We start from the raw sequence: 17,777 nt of genomic DNA, 5'->3' as shown, positions 1-17,777 counted from the left end.
ATACGCAAGCCTGGCATGGTCCACGGCAGGCTCGGCATTCCATGGCGGCCTGTCCAGGTCTGCGTAGGGTGGGCACGCCGTGCCCACGCGGAACGATGCGTATCTCCGGCAGCGCCTGACAACGCGTCTGGGAATGGTCGAGACGTATCGAGTGATGATACGAAAGCGCCAACACATGGCCGCTAATCGGGTTTGAATCGCGCAAACGCGACGCGGCCTTTCGAGTGGGCACAGCGTGCCGACCCTACGGTATTTTCCGCACCAGGCGGTACTACGACGGGGATTTTCATTTCGATAACCATGCACCGTACAGGCCGGCGGCGCACAGTAGGCGAATGCCTCCTGCGCAGCGAAACCTGGCGTCGCGCCTAACCCGTGGCACAATGTATGCAAACAGACAATAAGCAGCCGGGACAGGGCCGCCATTGGCAGGCTGCGTCCCCGGCCACTGTGATCAGCAACCAGGAGACAACATGACCCCGTACCAGCGTTTCGCCCAGGCGCGCGACTTCCTGCAACAGCACCGCACCGACTACGACACCGCCTATGCCGGCTACCGGCCGCCCCAGCTCGACGAGTTCAACTGGGCGCTCGATTTCTTCGACGCCGAGGCGAAGAACAACGACACCCCGGCGCTGTGGGTGGTCGAGGAAGACGGGCGCGAGCAGAAGATCTCGTTCGCCGACATGTCCGCGCGTTCCAGCCAGGTCGCGTCCTGGCTGCAACAGTGCGGCGTCGAGCGCGGCGACCGCGTGCTGCTGATGCTGCCGAACCGCGTCGAGCTCTGGGAAATCATGCTCGCCGGGATCAAGCTCGGCGCCGTGCTGGTGCCGACCACCATGCTGGTCTCAAACGCCGACCTGCAGGACCGCATGGAGCGCGGCAAGGTGCGCCACGTGATCGCGCAGGTGTCGGAGGCGCACAAGTTCGAGGGCTTGAGCGGCAACTTCACCCGCATCGCGGTCGGCGGCAGCATCGACGGCTGGCACGACTTCGACGACTGCCGCCGCGTATTGTCTGTGTTCACGCCGAAGGGCGTCACGCGCGCCAGCGATCCGCTGCTGCTGTACTTCACCTCGGGCACCACGGCGCGCCCGAAACTGGTCCTGCACAGCCACCAGAGCTACCCGGCCGGCCACCTGTCGACCATGTACTGGATCGGCCTGCAGAAGGGCGACGTCCATTGGAACATCAGTTCTCCCGGCTGGGCCAAGCACGCCTGGAGCTGCTTCTTCGCGCCCTGGAATGCCGGCGCCACCGTGTTCGTCTACAACTACGAGCGCTTCTCGGCCAAGGCCGCGCTGGAAACCGTGCTGCGCTGCGGCGTCACCTCGCTGTGCGCGCCGCCGACCGTCTGGCGCATGCTGATCAAGGAAGACCTGAGCCAGTGGAAACCCCCGCTGCGCGAGCTGGTCGGCGCGGGCGAGCCGCTCAATCCCGAGGTGATCGAGCAGGTCGAGCGCGCCTGGGGCATCCGCATCCGCGACGGCTTCGGCCAGACCGAGACCACGGCCCAGATCGGCAACCCGCCGGGGCAGGTGGTGAAGCCGGGTTCGATGGGGCGGCCGCTGCCGGGCTACCGGATCGCGCTGCTCGACCTCGACGACCAGCCCGCGCAAGAGGGCGAGATCTCGGTGCGGCTGGACGCGCACCCGATCGCGCTGATGCTGGGCTACGAGGGCGACGAGGACAAGACCGCGGAGGTCATGCGCGCCGGGCACTACCACACCGGCGACACCGCCACCGTCGACGAGGACGGCTATTACTTCTACGTCGGCCGCAACGACGACGTCTTCAAGTCCTCGGACTACCGCATCAGCCCGTTCGAACTGGAGAGCGTGCTGATCGAGCACGAGCAGGTGCTGGAAGCGGCCATCGTGCCGAGTCCCGATCCGGTGCGCCTGTCGGTGCCGAAGGCCTTCATCACCCTGCGCCAGGGTGTCGAACCGTCGCGCGAGCTGGCGCGCGAGATCTTCGCCTTTGCCCGCGAGCGCCTGGCGCCCTACAAGCGCATCCGCCGCATCGAGTTCCGCGAGCTGCCCAAGACCATCTCCGGCAAGATCCGTCGCGTCGAGCTGCGCAAGCAGGAGGAGGGACGAGAAGCCGGACGGGACGCGTCGCCACCGGCGGGTATTGAGTTCCGCGAAGAGGACGTCGGCAACTGAGGGCAGTCGCCGCGGTCGAATCGGGATAATCCAATTCAAGGAGACCGCGGCGATGCCAAGCTTATCGAGAATCACGCCCTGCCTCTGGTTCGACCGGCAGGCCGAGGAAGCGGCCAACTACTACGTCGGCATCTTCCCGCATTCGCGCATCCATGGCATGTCGCGCTACGGCGAAGCCGGGCGCGAGATCCACGGCATGGCGCCCGGCACCGTGCTGACGGTCGCCTTCGAGCTCGACGGCCAGGCATTCACGGCCCTGAACGGCGGGCCGACCTTCATTTTCAACGAGGCGGTCTCCTTCCAGGTTCAGTGCGATACCCAGGAGCAGATCGATTTCTACTGGGACCGCCTGGGCTACCAGGGCGACCCGGCCGCCCAGCAGTGCGGCTGGTTGAAGGACCGCTACGGCGTCTCCTGGCAGATCGTGCCGCGCCAGATGGACGCCTTGCTGACCAGCCCCGACCAGGCGCGCGTCGACCGCGTGATGAGCGCCCTGCTGAGGATGAAGAAGCTGGAGGTCGACGCGCTGGTGCACGCGGCGGGCTAGGGTGTATCTGGCTGAACGCCGAGGAGCGGAAACACAATTGTCGCCGCGACGAGTAGGGTGGGCGCCCCGTGCCCACGCGTGGAGCCTGCACATGATCAGCCGTCTTTGCACGCCAGCATCGCAGAATCATCTGCATAGCCACGCGCTTTTACGCCAACATGACATGACTTTCACGCGTGGGCACGGGGCGCCCACCCTACTATTGTCATGCGCTAGCTGAACGCGCAAACGGCCCCCGTCCACGCTGCTGGCAGAACCAAAACGGCTTGAATTCAGCCAGATAGACCCTAGCCGGGGTCCTGCCGTACCGGCTCCGCGCTGCGCGCCGCCTTCACGCGGCCGACTGGAACCACTGCCGGCTCGCCTCGTCCGCCGGAAAAAAGCTTTCCAGGCGCAGCTCGTGCACGGTGACGTCGTGCGGCGTGCCCAGCGTGGTAATGGTCGTGAACAGGTTCAGCTCGACCCCGTCCTTGCGCAGCCTCATCGGCAGGAAGGGTAGGGCGGCGCGGTCCAGGTTGGGCTGGCGCGCCGCGGCGTCGATGCCGGGCAGGGCCATCAGTTCGCCCAGCAGGCGCGTCGCTTCGCTGCCGGGGCCGTCGCCCATGGCTTCGCGCTGCACCCATTGCAGCAGATCGGCGGCCACGTCTTCCCAGTTGAGCAGCCAGGGCCGCAGGCCGTCCGCAGACAGCGTCAGCTTCAGGACATTCACCGAGCCGTCGCGCGGGAGGGGCGCATCGGGCGGCATGCCAAGCAGCCAGCGCATCATGCGCGCCGCCGGGGCGTTGTGCATGACCAGGTTCCACAGGCGGTCGACCACCAGCGCCGGGTAGGGTGCCTGCTGGGCCAGCATGAACTCGAGCGCCTGCATCACGGCAGCCATGTCCGGGTCGGACAGCGCGCGTTCGCGGTAGGCCGGGGCGAAGCCGGCGGCGAGCAGCATCGCGTTGCGCTGGCGGAGCGGGATGTCGAGCACCAGGCCGAGCCTGAGGATCAGGTCGCGCCCCGGCTGGGCGCGGCCGGTCTCGAGAAAGCTCAGGTGGCGCTGCGAGATGCCGCTGTCCACCGACAGGCGCAGCTGGCTGATCCCGCGCTTGCCGCGCCAGTAGCGCAGGGCCGCCGCGAAGTCGCTGAAGTAATGGGCGCCGCCCGTGCCCGCCTCGATGCCCGCCCTCCCTTGGTCCATCATGCCTCCCCGCTCGGTGTCTGGCGATTCTGCGCGATCGCGTCCGCGAACTCAAGCAGTTCGCGATTGACCTCGGCCATGTGGGTGAGCGTTCTCCTTTCGCGCTTAGGCGGCATGGTCGAGGAAGCCGGTGACGCTGGACAGGCGGCCGTCGCCGCCGACGGTGGCCACGTCGGTGCCGCGCGCGACCGCGGCGCCGCCCGGTGCATGCAGGGTCCAGGAGAAGCGCAGCACGTCGTGGTGGCCGTCGGCCTGGCCGGCCAGCTCGAAGCGGTGGCCGGGGAAGTGCTGCTGCGCGGCGCCGATCAGGGCGTCAATGCCGTCGTGGCCGGCGCCTGCCATCAGCGGGTCGAGATAGCTGGCGTCGAGCGTGAACAGGCGCGCGACCAGGGCGCGGCGTTCGGATGCGTTGCGTTCGTTCCAGGCTGCCAGGTACTGGCGGGCGAGCGAGTCTGCGCGGTCCATGATGTTCTCCGTTTCGTTGATGAGGGACGACGGAGTCCATTCTCCGCAGTCCCGCGCGGACCGGCGATTACCTCTCAGGTAATGAAGGAACCCGGCGCAAAAGACCCCGGCCGGGCGGCCGCCACGGCAGGGGTGCGGCGCGCGGGCGAAAATCGTACAATAATGGTAATCATGCAATGCCAGTGAACCAGCCGATCCGCCGCCAGACTGTCGAAACCCACATGCCCACCAAGACCGCAGCCAAGGCCGATCCGGCCTATGAAGTGAAGAAGTCTCCGATCCACGGCAACGGCGTCTTCGCCCGCCGTCACATCGAACCCGGCGAACGCATCATCGAGTACCGGGGCGAGCGCATCGGCTGGGATGAAGCGACCGAGCGCGCGGCCAGGGCCGGCGGCCCGATCAACCATACCTTCTATTTCACCCTGAACGACGGCCGCGTGATCGACGGCGGCCGCCGCGGCAACGACGCGCGCTGGATCAATCATGCCTGCACGCCGAACTGCGAAGCCTACGAGGACGACGGGCGCGTCTACATCCACGCGCTGCAGCCGATCGAGCCGGGCGAGGAGCTGAACTACAATTACGCCCTCATCTACGACGAGCGCCACACGCCGGCGCTGAAAAAACTGTTCGCCTGCCGTTGCGGCACCCCCGGATGCACCGGGACCATGCTCGCACCGAAGCGGCGCCAGAAGAAAAAGGCTTGAAGCCAAGGAACCAAGCACACACCATGAAGCCCATCGTCCGCAGTCTGCTCGAAACCGATCTCTATAAATTCACGATGTGGCAGGCCCTGCTGCACCGGCACCCGAACGCGCACGGCGAATACGAATTCCGCTGCCGGAACGAGCCGGCCTATCCGCTGGCCGAGCTGAAGGAAGAGGTCGAGCGCGAACTCGACCACCTGTGCGAAATGCTGTTCACCGAAGAAGAGGTCGAGTACCTGCGCGGCCTGCGCTTCATCAAGAGCGACTTCGCCGACTTCCTGACGGTGTTCCGCTTCCAGCGCAAGTTCATCACCGTCGAAACCGACGGCCCGCACCTGCGCATCCGCGCCGTCGGTCCGGTCGTGCACGTGATGGGCTTCGAGATCTACGTGCTCTACATCGTCAACGAGCTGTATTTCCGCCGCTTCGACCAGGAGGCCGCGCTTACCGAAGCAAGGAAGCGCCTGGCCGAGAAGATCGAGCAGCTGCGTGCCTTCGACCGCGAGCCGAAGCTGGCCAGCTCGTTCTCCTTCTTCGACTTCGGCGTGCGCCGCCGCTTCTCGGGCGACTGGCAGGACGAAGTGGTGTCGACGCTGGCGCGCGAGCTGCCGCAGTTCTTCAAGGGCACCTCGAACGTCCACCTGGCGCGCAAGTACAACCTGGTGCCGATCGGGACCATGGCGCACGAATACATGCAAGCCTTCCAGTCCTTCGGCGTGCGCTTGCGCGACTTCCAGAAGGCGGCGCTGGAAGACTGGGTGCAGGAATACCGCGGCGACCTGGGCACGGCGCTGACCGACGTGGTCGGCATGGACGCCTTCCTGAACGACTTCGACCTGTACTTCGCCAAGCTGTTCGACGGCCTGCGCCACGATTCGGGCGACCCCTTCGAGTGGGGCGAAAAGGCGCTGGCGCACTACGCCAAGCTGCGCATCGACGCGCGCACCAAGCGCCTGGTGTTTTCCGACGCGCTGACGGTGCCGAAGGCGCTGGCCCTGTACCGCCACTTCGCCGACCGCGTCATGCTCGGCTTCGGCATCGGCACCCAGCTCACCAACGATACGCCTTATAAAGCCCTGAACATCGTGATGAAGCTGGTGCGCTGCAACGGCCAGCCGGTCGCCAAGCTGTCCGACACGCCGGGCAAGTCGCAGTGCACCGACGAGACCTTCCTGGCCTACCTGCGCCAGGTATTCAACCACCCCGAGCAGAAGGCCGGGCAGTCCTGATCCTTCAGGCGGCGCGCGCGGCCGGCTCCAGCAGCAGGTCGGACAGGCCGGCGCGCACCACCTCGGCGGCGTATCGTGGGCACAGGGCGCGATGAGAGTCTGCTACATTCTCCATCGTCAGCCACGATCAGAAATACGACCAGGAGCGGCCACCATGCACATCCAGCGTATCGACTTCGACGAGGTCTTCGACGCCGACCCCGGCCGCGGCGACTTCAGCTTCCGCAACCGGGCCGGCGTGCGCTACGGCGTCAGGCTCAGGCGCGGCGTGGTACCGCCCAGCGGCGCGTCCTGGCTGATCGCCTTCGCCAGACCCGACGACTGGTCCAGCGTGCTGGGCTGGGCCGCGCCTGGCGAAGCGGTCACGCTCCGGGAGGGCACCTTGCTGGCCCTGTTCTCGGGTGCGGCCACGCTGGCATGGTTCACGCCTTTCCTCGTCTTCGGGACCGGCTACTTCTTCGGTATGGGCGCGGCGCTGGCAGTCTTGCTGGCCCTGGGCTGCTGGGCCGGCCTGGCAGGCGGACGGATCGTCGCGCGCGACCGCGCGGTACGGCGCGCGCTGGCGCGGACCGTGGCGACCGTCACATGACGCAGTGCGCCTGTTCACGGGCCCGTTCGCCCAACACCTGACGACGCCGCTGCTGGCCGCGGCGCTGGCCGGCGCCTCGACGCCTCCTTCCGGCGGCCTGCCGGGCTCGCGCGCGTTCCCCGCGCCGTCCAGCGGTTATACTAGAGCCTAGCCGGGAGCCCGGCGCGAGCCTCCACGAACGAGATGAAAATCGGTACTCAAGCTAACTTCACGCTGCCCGCCAGGGCGGCCCTGGTCCTGCTGTCGGCACTGGCGCTGCCGGCGCTCGCCTCCGACGACCCGGCCGCCGACATCGAGGGCGTTTACAAGCGCCGCTTCATGAACGCCATCAATGCCGGTCCCGACCGCCCGGCCGAACGCTACCTGGCCGAGGACGTCGTCGAGATCGTGCGCGAGGACGCGGACCACGTCTACCTGCGCGCCCACCTCGAATTCGCCAACGGCCACATGTGCGGCGTCTGGGGCATCGCCCAGCGCGAAGGCGAGAACTTCGTCTACCGCCAGCAGCAGGCGCCGGTGGCGGGCGAGACGCCGTGCACCCTGCGCGTCAACGTCACGCCGGGCCGCATCGTCCTCGACGACCGCGACGCCGCCGGCCTGGCCACCTGCCGCGCCCAGTGCGGCGCGCGCGGCACCCTGAGCGGCTACGTCATCGAGCGCAAGGCGCGCCGGCCGATCCGCTACATGAACCGGGTAAAGGAGTCGCGCCAGTACCGCGAGGCGGTGCACGAGTACCAGGGGATGCAGCCGCCGCGGTATTGAATCCGGTAGCGCCCGCCGGGCGCTTGCCGTTCCGTCATCATGCGGTCACATTCGGGGGCTAAGCTGCGCTGCCCGCTGAGCCTGCCGAGAGGCGAGCCGGGCGCCGAGCCCGCCTTACCGAATGCGCATGAAGATACCAGCCGCTCCGACGCCGTCCCGCACCAATACCTTCCTGGCCATCCTCTGGCCCGTCCTGGCCGCCCTGTGCTGCGCGGCCCTGTGGTCATTCACCATCCTGCGCGCCGAGAGCGACAGCGAGCGCACGCGCCTGCAGCTGCTCAAGGAAGCCGACACCTATGCGCAGGCTTACGAGCAGTACGTGACGCGCTCGATCGCGCAGATGGACCAGATCACGATGCAGCTCAAGCACAGCTGGGAGCAGGGGCAGCGCGCGACCCTGCTCGAGGACATGCGCGCCGACGGCATGTTCACCGACGAGGCGTTTGTCGCGGTCGGCATCGTCGGCGCGGACGGCAAGGTGCGCTCGGCGAGCCAGCCCGGCGCGCTGCCGGACATCGCGCCGGATGCCGCCTTCTTCGCGCAGCACAAGAACAGCAACTCGACCGCGCTGCGGGTCGACGTGGCGCCCGGCGGCTTCGACCCGGCGCGCGAGGTGGTGCTGTTCACGCGCCGCCTCGATCGCGCCGACGAGGAGTTCGACGGCGTCGTGGTGATGGCGGTCGACGCCGCCTATTTCACCTCCTTCGTAGGCCAGTCCACCCTCGGTGCGGACGGCCTGCTGGCGATGGCCGACACCGACGGCCGCTTCTGGATCGAGCAGAGCGGCTCGGCTTCGACGCGTCCCGGGGGACCGCGCACCCTGCGCCCGGGCAGCGTCGCGGCCGCGGGAGCGGGACCGCGCCTGGTCGGCAGCGCCGGTTTCGGCGACGGCGTGGCGCGCGCGCTGGGCTGGCGCGATTCGGCCGTCTACCCGGTGGTGGCCATGGTCGCGCTGTCGCAGCGCGAGGGCGGCGCCGCCGCCCAGGAGTACTGGGAAGAGAGCCGTGGCCGTGCGATCGCGGGAACCGTCGCCCTGGCGCTGCTGGCGGCGCTCGCAAGCCTGCTGTCGCTGCGCGCGGCGGCGCGCGAGCGCGAGCACGAAGCGGTGCGCCTGGCCTACCGCACCGCCACCGAGAGCGCCAACGACGGCTTCTACATGGCGGCCCCGGTGCGCGACCGCCGCGGCCAGATCGTCGACTTCCGCATCGTCGACTGCAACGAGCGCGGCGCCGCCTTCTATGGCCTGCGCCGCGACGACCTGGTCGGGCGCGCGGTGTCGAGCATGGACCGCGGACTGCCCGGCGCTGAGCTGGTGGCGAACTACCGGCTGGCGATGGCGACCGGTTTCTTCGAGGAAGACCGGCGCCTGCCGCGCGACGACCGGCTGGCGATCGCCTGGGGCCGGCGGCGCCTGGTGCGCGTCGGCGACGGTCTGGCCGTGACGCTGCAGGACATCGGCGAGCGCAAGAAGCACGAGGACGAGATGGAACGCATGGCCAACGAGGACGCGCTCACCGGCCTGCGCAACCGCAGCTGGCTGCTCAAGCACGTGCCGACGCTGCTCGACGGCGCCGCGCGCGAGGGCGGCCTGGCGCTGCTGTTCGTCGACCTCGACGAATTCAAGCAGGTCAACGATTCGCACGGCCACGCGGTCGGCGACGGGCTGCTCGCCGCGGCGGCGCGCCGCCTGGGGGCGCTCTTGCGCCCGGGCGACGAGGTGGTGCGCTTCGGCGGCGACGAGTTCGTGGTGCTGATGCGCCCGGCCCGCGACGAGTTCCAGGTGGCGGCGGTGGCCGAGCGCATCGCCGCCGCCTTTGCCCGCCCCTTCGCCCTCGGCGAAGGCCTGCAGGCGAGCGTCGGCGCCTCGATCGGGATCGCCATGTACCCGCGCGACGGGCTCGACGCCGGCGCCCTGATCCGCCATGCCGATATCGCCATGTACGCGGCCAAGCACGAGGGCAAGGGCCGGCACCGCTTCTATGACCAGGGCCTGTCGGGCGGCATCCGCAAGCGCGCCCGCCTCAAGCAGCAGCTGATCGAGGCGATCGCCGGCGACCAGTTCCTGCTGCACTACCAGCCGCGCGTCGATCCGGTGTCGAACGCGCTGCTCAGCATGGAGGCGCTGCTGCGCTGGCGCCATCCGGAGCAGGGCATGGTGGCGCCGGGCGAATTCATTCCCTTCGCCGAGGCCAGCGGCCTGATCGTGCCGATCGGCGACATCGTCATCGAGCAGGCCTGCGCCCAGCTGGCGGCCTGGCGCGCCCAGGGCGCGTGCCTGGTGCCGGTGTCGATCAACGTGTCGGCGCGCCAGTTCGAGCGCGGCGGCATCGTCGGGCGCATCGAAGGCGCGCTGGCGCGCCACGGCGTGCCGCCGGCCCTGCTCGAGGTCGAGATCACCGAATCGGCGATGATGGGCGACCGCGACGAGATCCTGGCCGAACTGGCGGCCCTGCGCGCGCTCGGCGTCAAGCTGCACATCGACGACTTCGGCACCGGCTACTCCTCGCTGTCGCAGCTGCGCACGCTGCGCATGGACGTGCTGAAGGTCGACCGCGCCTTTACCGCCGAACTCGACGGCGGCGGCGAGGGCCGGGTGTTCTTCGAGGCCATCGTCTCGATGGCGCACGCGCTCGGCATGGCGGTGGTGGCCGAGGGCGTCGAGACCGCGGCCCAGCTGCAGGCCCTGCGCGAGCTGGGCTGCAACGAGGTGCAGGGCTACTACATCTCGCGGCCGCTCGGCGCCGAGGACCTGGCCGCGCGCTACCTGGCGTTGCCGCTGCCGGCCTGCGCCTGATACCGACGCCGGACATGCCGGCGCCGGGTGTACGGCACCAATTTCCGCCCGCCGTCTGTATACTCGGGCGCACCACGTTGACAAGGAAGGACACCATGTTCGCAGCAGTGGACCTCGGATCGAACAGTTTTCGGCTGCACGTCGGCGAGCCGGCCGGCGGCGAGATGCGCATCGTGCGCAGCGCGCGCGATCCGGTGCGCCTGGCCGCCGGCCTGGCGCCGGACGGCAGCCTGGGCCCGCAAGCGCTCGACGCCGCCGTGCGCAGCCTCGAGGGCTTTGCCGCCATCCTGCACGGCTACCGGCTCGACGCCGTGCGCGTGGTCGGCACCAACACGCTGCGCGTGGCGGCCAACGCCGCCGAGGTCCTGGCGCGCCTGGAGGAGGCGATCGGCCATCCGGTCGAGGTCATCTCGGGCGAGGAAGAAGGACGCCTGATCTACATGGGCGTGGCGCGCGCGCTGGGACGGCCGGACGAGGCGCGCCTGGTGATCGACATCGGCGGCGGTTCGACCGAGGTGGTCGCCGGTGTCGGGGATGCGGTGCTGCGCGTCGAATCGTTCAGCATCGGCACCCAGCCGCAGGCGGCGCGCTGGTTCGGCGGCGGCCGCATCGATCGCGCCGCTTTCGAGGCCGCCGTGACGGCGGCGCGCGCGGTGTTCGAGGACGCCGCGCCCGGTTATCGCACCCACGCCGCCGGCGCGGTCTACGGCTCGTCCGGCACCATGCGTGCGATCGCCGAAACCATCGCGAAGAACGGTTTTGGCGACGGCACGCTGTCGTTGGCCGGCCTGCGCGCGCTGGCCGAACGGCTCGTCGGTTTCGGCCACGTCGACGCGGTCGCGCTGCCCGGCCTGAAGCGCGAGCGGGTGGTGGCCGTGGTCGGCGGCGCCAGCGTGCTGCTCGGGGCGATGGAGGAACTCGGCGTGGAGCGCGTCGAGGCCATCAATGCCGGGCTGCGCCTGGGCGTCCTGTCCGACCTGGAACTGCGCGCCCGCCACCAGGACCGGTGCGCGCTGGCGATCGGCGACTGCATGCGCCGCTTCGGCGTCGACACCGGCCGCGCGCGCCGCGCCGCCGCCATCGCGCGCCACTTCCACCGCCAGCTCGACCAGGCCGACGAAGGCGGCGCCGACCACCTGGCCTGGAGCTGCCTGCTGCACGAGGTCGGGCTGGCGGTGTCGCACACCGGCGCCCACAAGCACGGCGCCTACATCGTCGAGCATGCCGACCTGCCGGGCTTCACTACACGCGACCAGCGGCGCATGGCGGCGCTGGTGTTGGGCCACAAGGGCAACCTGCGCAAGGTGCGCGAGGCGCTGGCCGAACCCGCCTTCGCGCGCATGGCGCTGGCGATGCGCCTGGCGGTGGCCTGCATGCATGCCCGGGTCGACGGCGAATTCGACGCGCTCAGGCTGGCCATGAACGGCCGCATCGAGGTCGAGGCGGACGCCGCCTGGCTGGCCCGGCACCCGACGCTGCGCGCCTGGTTCGAGCGCGAACGCGCAGCCTGGGAAGAGGTCGGCCGCAAGTTCGTGCTGCGCGAGGTGTCGTAGGGTGGACACCTGTGTCCACGCGGTGTGGTGCCGCTGCGGGCCGCGCCATCAAATACAAATGGCAGTTGCGTAGGGTGGGTACTCGTACCCACGCGGTCTCGCCGTTCGCATGTGTCGCTGTCACCATGATCGGGCCGCCAGCGCCGCCGATATGCTCGGATGACACGGAACGCATCGGTGCCATGACACGTGGGTACGAGTGCCCACCCTACAAAATCTGGCCCGCTCAGCGCAGCTTGCCCACCAGCTCCGGCCCGACCGCCAGCTTGATGAAGGCCGGGTCGCCGCCGGGTTCCGGCTCGGCGCCGCGAATCCACAGTACGTTGCCCTTGCGGATCTTCCATGGCTGGGCCGCGCCAGCCAGGATGGTGGATGCCGTCTCGCCCAGCCGCGGCTGGTGGCCGACCAGCAGGGCGGGGAAGCGGTGGTGCGGCCAGCCGCAGGCGTCCAGCATCGCCTCGACCGTGGAATCGGGGCCGAGCGCCTCGTGGATGGTGTAGCGTCGTCCGAGCGCATCCGCGGTCTGGATGCAGCGCACGGTCGGGCTGACGAAGATGCGGCAGCCTTCGGGCAGCTGGCGGTCGAGCCAGGCGCCCATGCGCGCGGCGTGGCGGATGCCCTTGGCGCTCAGTGCCCGCTGGGCGTCAGGTTCGCCGGCCTCGGCCTCGGCGTGGCGCCACAGGATCAGTTCCATGTTTTTTCTCCTTGTCGGATTCGGCCGGCGCGGCGGCGCCGAGCAGGTCCATCAACAGTTGCTGGGCATTGCAGGGACGCTGGCCGGATCGCGGCTTGCGGCGCCGGTAGTGGCCGTCGCTGCCGAGCTCCCAGGCGCTGGTATTGTCCTTCAGGTAGGGGTGCAGGCCTTCGCGCAGCACCCGCTTCTTGAGGGCCGGCGCGCGCACCGGGAATGCCACTTCGACCCGGCGCAGCAGGTTGCGGTTCATCCAGTCCGCGCTGCCGAGGTAGACGTCGTGCTTCAGGTTGTTGCGGAAGTAGTAGATCCGGGTGTGCTCCAGGAAGCGCCCGACGATCGAGCGCACCCGGATGTTCGCGGACAGCCCCGGCACGCCGGGACGCAGCGCGCAGGCGCCGCGCACGATCAGGTCGATCCGCACGCCGTCGCAGGAGGCCTCGTAGAGCGCGCGGATCACGGTCTCGTCGGTCAGCGAATTCATCTTGGCGATGATGCGCGCCGGCGTGCCTTCGCGCGCGAGTGCCGCCTCGTGGCGGATCGCGCGCACGATTTCCATCTGCAGCGAGAAGGGCGCCAGCCAGATGCTGGCAAGCTGCTTGGGCCGGGTCAGGCTGGTCAGGTGGATGAAGACTTCGTTGACGTCGGCGCTCAGGTCCGGGTCCGCCGTCAACAGGCCGAAGTCGGAATAGAAGCGCGCCGTGGTCGGGTTGTAGTTGCCGGTGCCGAGGTGGGCGTAGCGTTTCAGGCCCGTCGGTTCGCGGCGCAGCACCAGCGCCATCTTGGCGTGGGTCTTCAGGCCGACCACACCGTACACCACCTGGGCGCCCGCGTGCTCGAGCCGCTCGGCCCAGTTGATGTTGGCCTCCTCGTCGAAGCGCGCCATCAGTTCGACGATCACGGTGACCTCCTTGCCGCGGCGGGCGGCGCCGATCAGCGCCTCCATCAGCTCGGAATTCATGCCGGCGCGGTAGATCGTCTGCTTGATCGCCACCACCGCCGGGTCGCTGGCGGCGGCCTGGATGAAGTCGATCACCGGCTGGAAGGACTGGAAGGGGTGGTGCAGCAGCAGGTCCTGGCGCGCAATGGCGCTGAAGATGTCGTGTCCGGCCAGGCGCGCCGGATAGCCGGGCGCGAAGGGCGGGAATTTCAGTTCGGCGCGGCCGTCGTTGTTGACGACTTCGAGCAGGCGTCCCATGTTGACCGGGCCGTCGACCTGGAACAGGCGGCTTCGGTCGATGCCGAACTGCTCGAGCAGGAAGTCGGACAGGTGGGCCGGACAGTTGCGGCCCACTTCCAGGCGCACGGCGAAGCCGTACTGGCGGCTGTGCAGCTCGCTCTGCAGGGCCTGGCGCAGGTTCTTGACCTCCTCCTCGTCGACCCAGAGGTCGCTGTTGCGGGTGACGCGGAACTGCGAGCAGGCAAGCACCTCGCGCCCGGTGAACAGGTCCGGCAGGTGGGCCTGGATCACGGACGACAGCAGGCAATAGGAAATCCCGGGCGTGTCCGACAATTCGTCGGGCAGGCGGATCACGCGCGGCAGCACGCGCGGCGCCTTCATGATGGCGATGCCGGTGCCGCGCCCGAAAGCGTCCTTGCCGCTCAGTTCGACGATGAAGTTCAGGCTCTTGTTGATGACGCGCGGGAAGGGATGGGCCGGATCGAGGCCGACCGGCGTCAGCAGGGGCCGCACCTCGCGGTCGAAAAACTGCTTGACCCAGGCGCGCTGGGCGGCATTGCGGTCGCCCCGGCGCAGCAGGCGGATGCCGTGCTGCGCCAGCCGCGGCAGGATGGTCTCGTTCAGCAGCGCGTACTGGCGCGCGATCAGGCGCCGGCATTCGTCGCTCGCGGCGCCAAGCGTGGTGCCGAGGCCGTCGGGGATGCCGTCCGGCCCGTTCTCGAGCTGGTGGGCGGCCAGCAGGCTGGCCACGCGCACCTCGAAGAATTCGTCGAGATTGCTGCTGACGATGCACAGGAAGCGCAGCCGCTCCAATAGCGGAACCCGCTCGTCCTCGGCCTGGGCCAGTACGCGGCGGTTGAACTCGAGCAGCGACAGTTCGCGGTTCAGGAATGGGGCCGCGCGCTCGGGGGCGAGCTGGGCCGGCGGATCGGATTGCACCTTCTTGTCCATGTGCGGGCACGGAGTCTGTCGAAGGCGTCAGTCTAGTTGTCGAATATGACAGGGCGATTACCGGCTGTCGGGTGCGGCCATCGGCTTCTGGTATCCTCGTCCTTGCAATTCCTGCAAAGCCACTACAAGGAGATTGTCTTGAAAGCCATCGCCGCATTCGTGTTTTCCGCCGCCGCCCTCGCGGCGCCCGTCCTGCACGCCCAGGAAGCGCCGCAGGTCGCCCCCGCCACTGAAGCGGCCACGCGCTGGCTGGCCGTGATGGACGCGGGCAAGACCGCCGAGGCCTGGGACCAGGGCGCGCCGGTCATGCAGTCCGCGATCACGCGCGACACCTGGAACCAGGTCGGCACCCAGGCGCGCGCGCCGCTCGGCGCGGTCAAGTCGCGCAAGCAGACCTCGGCCACCTTCACCAAGAGCCTGCCGGGCGTGCCCGACGGCGAGTACGTCGTGATCCAGTACGCCACCGACTTCGCCAACCGCGCCGGCATGACCGAAACCGTCGTGCCGATGCGCCTGCCTGACGGCAGCTGGAAGGTGACGACCTACCTGATCCGCTGACGTCTGGCTGCAAGCCTGGCCGTCGACCTTCAGGCGCCGCTCGGCTTCAGCCTCCACAGCTGGGTCGGCAGCGCCGCCGGGGCGTCGGGTTTGAAGAAGCTCGAGTCCTGGATGTGCGAGGTGGTCACGTACACCGTGCCGTCCGGGCCCTGGGCGAAGGTGTCCGGCCAGCGCAGGCGCTTGTCCTGCACCAGCGTGCGGATCGGGGCCTGCGCGCCGGCGTCGAGGTCGCGCGCCCGCACCGAATCGACTTCGACCGAGGTGAGCAGCATGACGTTCGTTCCGCGCGGGATCAGGAGGCCGTCCGCCACCTCGTTCAGGCCATAAGGCTCGACGCTGCCCGACACGTCCTCGCCGCGCATCCCGGCACCGACCAGCACCCTGGTGGGAATGCGGTACAGGGTGTCGCCCTTGATCGCCTGCCAGTACAGGTACTGGCCGTCGCCCGAGAGTTCGATGCCGTCGGCCGAGAACTCGACGCCGCGGCCGTCCGGGCGGCGCAGCTCCTTGCCGTCCGCCTTCGCGTTCAAGCCCTTCTTCATCTGGGTCGACGGGTCGCCGTCGAGCACGCGCACGGCCTTGCCGCTGCCGAGGTCGACGACCAGGATGGCGCCGACCACGCCCGAATCGGTAATGTAGGCATGGCGGCCGTCCGGCGCGAAGCGCACGTCGTTCAGGTAGGAGCCTTGCGGCGCCGCGTCTTCGTTGAACGCGATGGTGCGCACCGCCCTGTTGCTCGCCAGGTCGACCTGGACCAGCTTGGCCCCGCCCGAGACCAGGTGGCTTTGCGCCGGCGCGGCCGGATCCAGCACCCACAGGCTGCCGCGCCCGTCGGCCACCACGCTCTGCACGCAGACCCAGTGGTCTTCGGGCGAGATGTCGTCCTTCTTCGCGTTGCGCCAGGCGTTCCATTCCTCGTCCGGATAAGGCTTCAGGCCGCCGTCCGGCAACAGCTCGGCCACCGACACCGCCGTGTCTTCGGTCCAGCGCGGGAAGTTGACGAAGATGCGATTGTCTTCCGAGACCGAGACCCCGGTCACCTGGTGGCCGAACGCGGCCACCTGTTCGATCGTGAATCGGCCTTGCTTGAAGTCCTGCGTGGATGCCTGGTCGGTCATGGGATGCCTTTCGAGGAGTGTTCGATGTGTGGGTCAGGCCGCCTTGCGCAGCTTGCGCTGGCTGGACGCCGGCGGCGTCGGGTTTTCCTGTTCGCGCGCGAGGCGCTGCTGCAGCATGGCCAGCACCGCCGCTTCCTCGGGCTGCAAGGTGTGCAGGTCCTCGGTCAGTTGCTGCTCGGTGCGCTCGCGCAGGGCTTCGAGCACGCTGCCTTCGAGATAGGCGTCGAGCACGGCCGGGTGCACATAGCATTTGCGGCAGACCGAGGGCGTGTTGCCGAGCTTTTCGGCGACCGACTCGATGGCGCGCACGATGTTCTTCTTGGCCTGGGTCTCGGAATCGAACTTCTCGAATTCCTGTAGGGCCATGGCGGCCAGCACCGTGCCCGACCAGGTGCGGAAGTCCTTGGCCGTGTAGTCCTCGCCGGTGATGGTGCGCAGGTAGTCGTTGACGTCGCTCGAATCGATGCTGTGGGTGTCGCCATCCTCGTCGACGTACTGGAACAGTTCCTGGCCGGGCAGGTCGCGCGAACTGCGGATGATGCGCGCCAGGCGCCGGTCGTGCACGTGGATCTTGTGGTACACCCCGCTCTTGCCGCGGAAACGGAACTCGACGTCGCTGCCGTCGACCTTCACATGGCGGTTGCGCAGGGTGGTGATGCCGAAGGATTTATTCGTGCGCGCATATTCCTCGTTACCGACGCGCATCATCGTCGCCTCCAGCAGGTAGACGATGGTCGCCAGCACCTTTTCGCGCGGCAGGCCGGGTAGCTTGAGGGCGCGGTCTACCTCGGCGCGGATCTGGGGCAGGGCCTTGCCGAAGTTGATCATGCGCTCGTACTTCACCTCGTCGCGCACGTTGCGCCACTTGGCGTGGTAGCGGTACTGCTTGCGTCCTTTCGCATCGCGCCCGGTCGCCTGCAGGTGACCGTTGGCCTGGGAGCAGATCCAGACGTCGATCCAGGCGGGCGGAATGACGAGCGCCTTGATGCGCTTGAGCGTGGCCTCGTCCTCGACCGGCTCGCCCTTGGCGTCGAGGTAGCGAAAGCCTTCGCCGTCCTCTTCGCGCCGGATGCCCGGCTTGCTGTCGGTGACGTAGCGCAGGCCGGCGGCCTTGGCGGCGGCTGGCGGGTCGGCCAGGGGAAGGGTGTTCTCGGCGGCTTGGTCTGTGCTCATCGTGGATACCGGTCTTGAGTGGTGCGTACGGATCGATCTTACGCTTCTCGCATCGGCGCACTGTACGGGACATAACGCAGGCGCCTGCCGGGAGGAGAGCGATATCGTC

Annotated in this window: 15 protein-coding genes; 9 read left to right on the top strand and 6 right to left on the bottom strand. The window is 68.7% G+C overall.

Features of this window, described 5'->3' with window-relative positions; genetic code table 11:
* Positions 1-473: 473 nt before the first annotated feature.
* Positions 474-2,165, top strand: coding sequence for an AMP-binding protein (locus tag ACFOPH_RS09565; protein ID WP_312550635.1), 1,692 nt, complete (start codon positions 474-476; stop codon positions 2,163-2,165).
* 52 nt (positions 2,166-2,217) lie between these two features.
* Positions 2,218-2,712, top strand: coding sequence for a VOC family protein (locus tag ACFOPH_RS09560; protein ID WP_312550636.1), 495 nt, complete (start codon positions 2,218-2,220; stop codon positions 2,710-2,712).
* 331 nt (positions 2,713-3,043) lie between these two features.
* On the opposite strand, the gene ACFOPH_RS09555 is transcribed toward ACFOPH_RS09560, so the two are convergent.
* Together ACFOPH_RS09555 and ACFOPH_RS09550 are read right to left on the bottom strand one after the other, a co-directional pair.
* Positions 3,044-3,898, bottom strand: a complete 855-nt coding sequence (locus ACFOPH_RS09555) for a helix-turn-helix domain-containing protein (RefSeq protein WP_312550637.1) — start codon at positions 3,896-3,898, stop codon at positions 3,044-3,046.
* A 102-nt stretch (positions 3,899-4,000) separates the two neighbouring features.
* Positions 4,001-4,360: a nuclear transport factor 2 family protein gene (locus tag ACFOPH_RS09550; protein ID WP_379734935.1), complete on the bottom strand. Its 360-nt coding sequence runs from the start codon at positions 4,358-4,360 to the stop codon at positions 4,001-4,003.
* A 221-nt stretch (positions 4,361-4,581) separates the two neighbouring features.
* On the opposite strand from ACFOPH_RS09550, the gene ACFOPH_RS09545 reads away from it, so the two are divergent.
* The 6 genes from ACFOPH_RS09545 (at position 4,582) to ACFOPH_RS09520 (ending at position 11,997) form a co-directional block, all read left to right on the top strand.
* Positions 4,582-5,070 (top strand): SET domain-containing protein, encoded by a 489-nt coding sequence (locus ACFOPH_RS09545; protein ID WP_312550639.1) that lies wholly within the window; start codon positions 4,582-4,584, stop codon positions 5,068-5,070.
* Positions 5,071-5,093: 23 nt separating this feature from the next.
* Positions 5,094-6,299 carry a nicotinate phosphoribosyltransferase gene (gene pncB / locus ACFOPH_RS09540; protein WP_379734933.1) on the top strand — a complete coding sequence of 402 codons (1,206 nt, stop codon included), beginning with the start codon at positions 5,094-5,096 and terminating at the stop codon, positions 6,297-6,299.
* 154 nt (positions 6,300-6,453) lie between these two features.
* Positions 6,454-6,888 carry a hypothetical protein gene (locus tag ACFOPH_RS09535; RefSeq protein ID WP_379734931.1) on the top strand — a complete coding sequence of 145 codons (435 nt, stop codon included), beginning with the start codon at positions 6,454-6,456 and terminating at the stop codon, positions 6,886-6,888.
* 183 nt (positions 6,889-7,071) lie between these two features.
* Positions 7,072-7,650: a hypothetical protein gene (locus tag ACFOPH_RS09530; RefSeq protein ID WP_379734929.1), complete on the top strand. Its 579-nt coding sequence runs from the start codon at positions 7,072-7,074 to the stop codon at positions 7,648-7,650.
* A gap of 127 nt (positions 7,651-7,777) precedes the next feature.
* Positions 7,778-10,444 carry a bifunctional diguanylate cyclase/phosphodiesterase gene (locus ACFOPH_RS09525; RefSeq protein ID WP_379734927.1) on the top strand — a complete coding sequence of 889 codons (2,667 nt, stop codon included), beginning with the start codon at positions 7,778-7,780 and terminating at the stop codon, positions 10,442-10,444.
* 95 nt (positions 10,445-10,539) lie between these two features.
* Positions 10,540-11,997 (top strand): Ppx/GppA phosphatase family protein, encoded by a 1,458-nt coding sequence (locus ACFOPH_RS09520; protein ID WP_379734925.1) that lies wholly within the window; start codon positions 10,540-10,542, stop codon positions 11,995-11,997.
* Between the two features lie 226 nt (positions 11,998-12,223).
* Here the strand turns inward: ACFOPH_RS09520 and ACFOPH_RS09515 are convergent, their stop codons facing one another.
* The gene (locus ACFOPH_RS09515) at positions 12,224-12,691 is read right to left on the bottom strand and encodes a SixA phosphatase family protein (RefSeq protein ID WP_312550306.1); all 468 of its coding nucleotides are present in this window, start codon (positions 12,689-12,691) and stop codon (positions 12,224-12,226) included.
* On the bottom strand, positions 12,642-14,819 hold the full coding sequence (ppk1, locus tag ACFOPH_RS09510; RefSeq protein ID WP_312550305.1) for a polyphosphate kinase 1: 2,178 nt from the start codon (positions 14,817-14,819) through the stop codon (positions 12,642-12,644). Before ppk1 ends, ACFOPH_RS09515 begins: the two co-directional genes overlap by 50 nt.
* Positions 14,820-14,957: 138 nt before the next feature.
* Between ppk1 and ACFOPH_RS09505 the strand changes: the two genes are divergently transcribed.
* A complete protein-coding gene (locus ACFOPH_RS09505; protein WP_379734923.1) occupies positions 14,958-15,377 on the top strand; it encodes a DUF4019 domain-containing protein in 420 nt (139 codons plus the stop codon).
* A 29-nt stretch (positions 15,378-15,406) separates the two neighbouring features.
* Here ACFOPH_RS09505 and ACFOPH_RS09500 read toward each other — a convergent pair whose 3' ends face one another.
* Entirely contained in the window at positions 15,407-16,495 is a 1,089-nt protein-coding gene (locus ACFOPH_RS09500; RefSeq protein WP_379734921.1) for an L-dopachrome tautomerase-related protein, read from the bottom strand.
* Positions 16,496-16,528: 33 nt separating this feature from the next.
* Entirely contained in the window at positions 16,529-17,668 is a 1,140-nt protein-coding gene (locus tag ACFOPH_RS09495) for a DNA topoisomerase IB (RefSeq protein ID WP_379734919.1), read from the bottom strand.
* Positions 17,669-17,777 lie beyond the last annotated feature (109 nt).

Origin of the sequence: Massilia haematophila (genome assembly GCF_042647645.1) — a bacterium.
Taxonomy (GTDB): domain Bacteria; phylum Pseudomonadota; class Gammaproteobacteria; order Burkholderiales; family Burkholderiaceae_D; genus Telluria; species Telluria haematophila.
This window is presented reverse-complemented; position numbering and strand designations above follow the sequence as displayed.

What these genes read in the sequence shown, in the direction of transcription:
- ACFOPH_RS09545 (WP_312550639.1), top strand. Translation starts at nt 4,582, where the DNA reads ATGCCCACCAAGACCGCAGCCAAGGCCGATCCGGCCTATGAAGTGAAG.
- ACFOPH_RS09555 (WP_312550637.1), bottom strand. Translation starts at nt 3,898, where the DNA reads ATGATGGACCAAGGGAGGGCGGGCATCGAGGCGGGCACGGGCGGCGCC.
- ACFOPH_RS09525 (WP_379734927.1), top strand. Translation starts at nt 7,778, where the DNA reads ATGAAGATACCAGCCGCTCCGACGCCGTCCCGCACCAATACCTTCCTG.
- ACFOPH_RS09495 (WP_379734919.1), bottom strand. Translation starts at nt 17,668, where the DNA reads ATGAGCACAGACCAAGCCGCCGAGAACACCCTTCCCCTGGCCGACCCG.
- ACFOPH_RS09560 (WP_312550636.1), top strand. Translation starts at nt 2,218, where the DNA reads ATGCCAAGCTTATCGAGAATCACGCCCTGCCTCTGGTTCGACCGGCAG.
- ACFOPH_RS09535 (WP_379734931.1), top strand. Translation starts at nt 6,454, where the DNA reads ATGCACATCCAGCGTATCGACTTCGACGAGGTCTTCGACGCCGACCCC.
- ACFOPH_RS09520 (WP_379734925.1), top strand. Translation starts at nt 10,540, where the DNA reads ATGTTCGCAGCAGTGGACCTCGGATCGAACAGTTTTCGGCTGCACGTC.
- ACFOPH_RS09550 (WP_379734935.1), bottom strand. Translation starts at nt 4,360, where the DNA reads ATGGACCGCGCAGACTCGCTCGCCCGCCAGTACCTGGCAGCCTGGAAC.
- ACFOPH_RS09515 (WP_312550306.1), bottom strand. Translation starts at nt 12,691, where the DNA reads ATGGAACTGATCCTGTGGCGCCACGCCGAGGCCGAGGCCGGCGAACCT.
- ACFOPH_RS09530 (WP_379734929.1), top strand. Translation starts at nt 7,072, where the DNA reads ATGAAAATCGGTACTCAAGCTAACTTCACGCTGCCCGCCAGGGCGGCC.
- pncB (WP_379734933.1), top strand. Translation starts at nt 5,094, where the DNA reads ATGAAGCCCATCGTCCGCAGTCTGCTCGAAACCGATCTCTATAAATTC.
- ACFOPH_RS09500 (WP_379734921.1), bottom strand. Translation starts at nt 16,495, where the DNA reads ATGACCGACCAGGCATCCACGCAGGACTTCAAGCAAGGCCGATTCACG.
- ACFOPH_RS09565 (WP_312550635.1), top strand. Translation starts at nt 474, where the DNA reads ATGACCCCGTACCAGCGTTTCGCCCAGGCGCGCGACTTCCTGCAACAG.
- ppk1 (WP_312550305.1), bottom strand. Translation starts at nt 14,819, where the DNA reads ATGGACAAGAAGGTGCAATCCGATCCGCCGGCCCAGCTCGCCCCCGAG.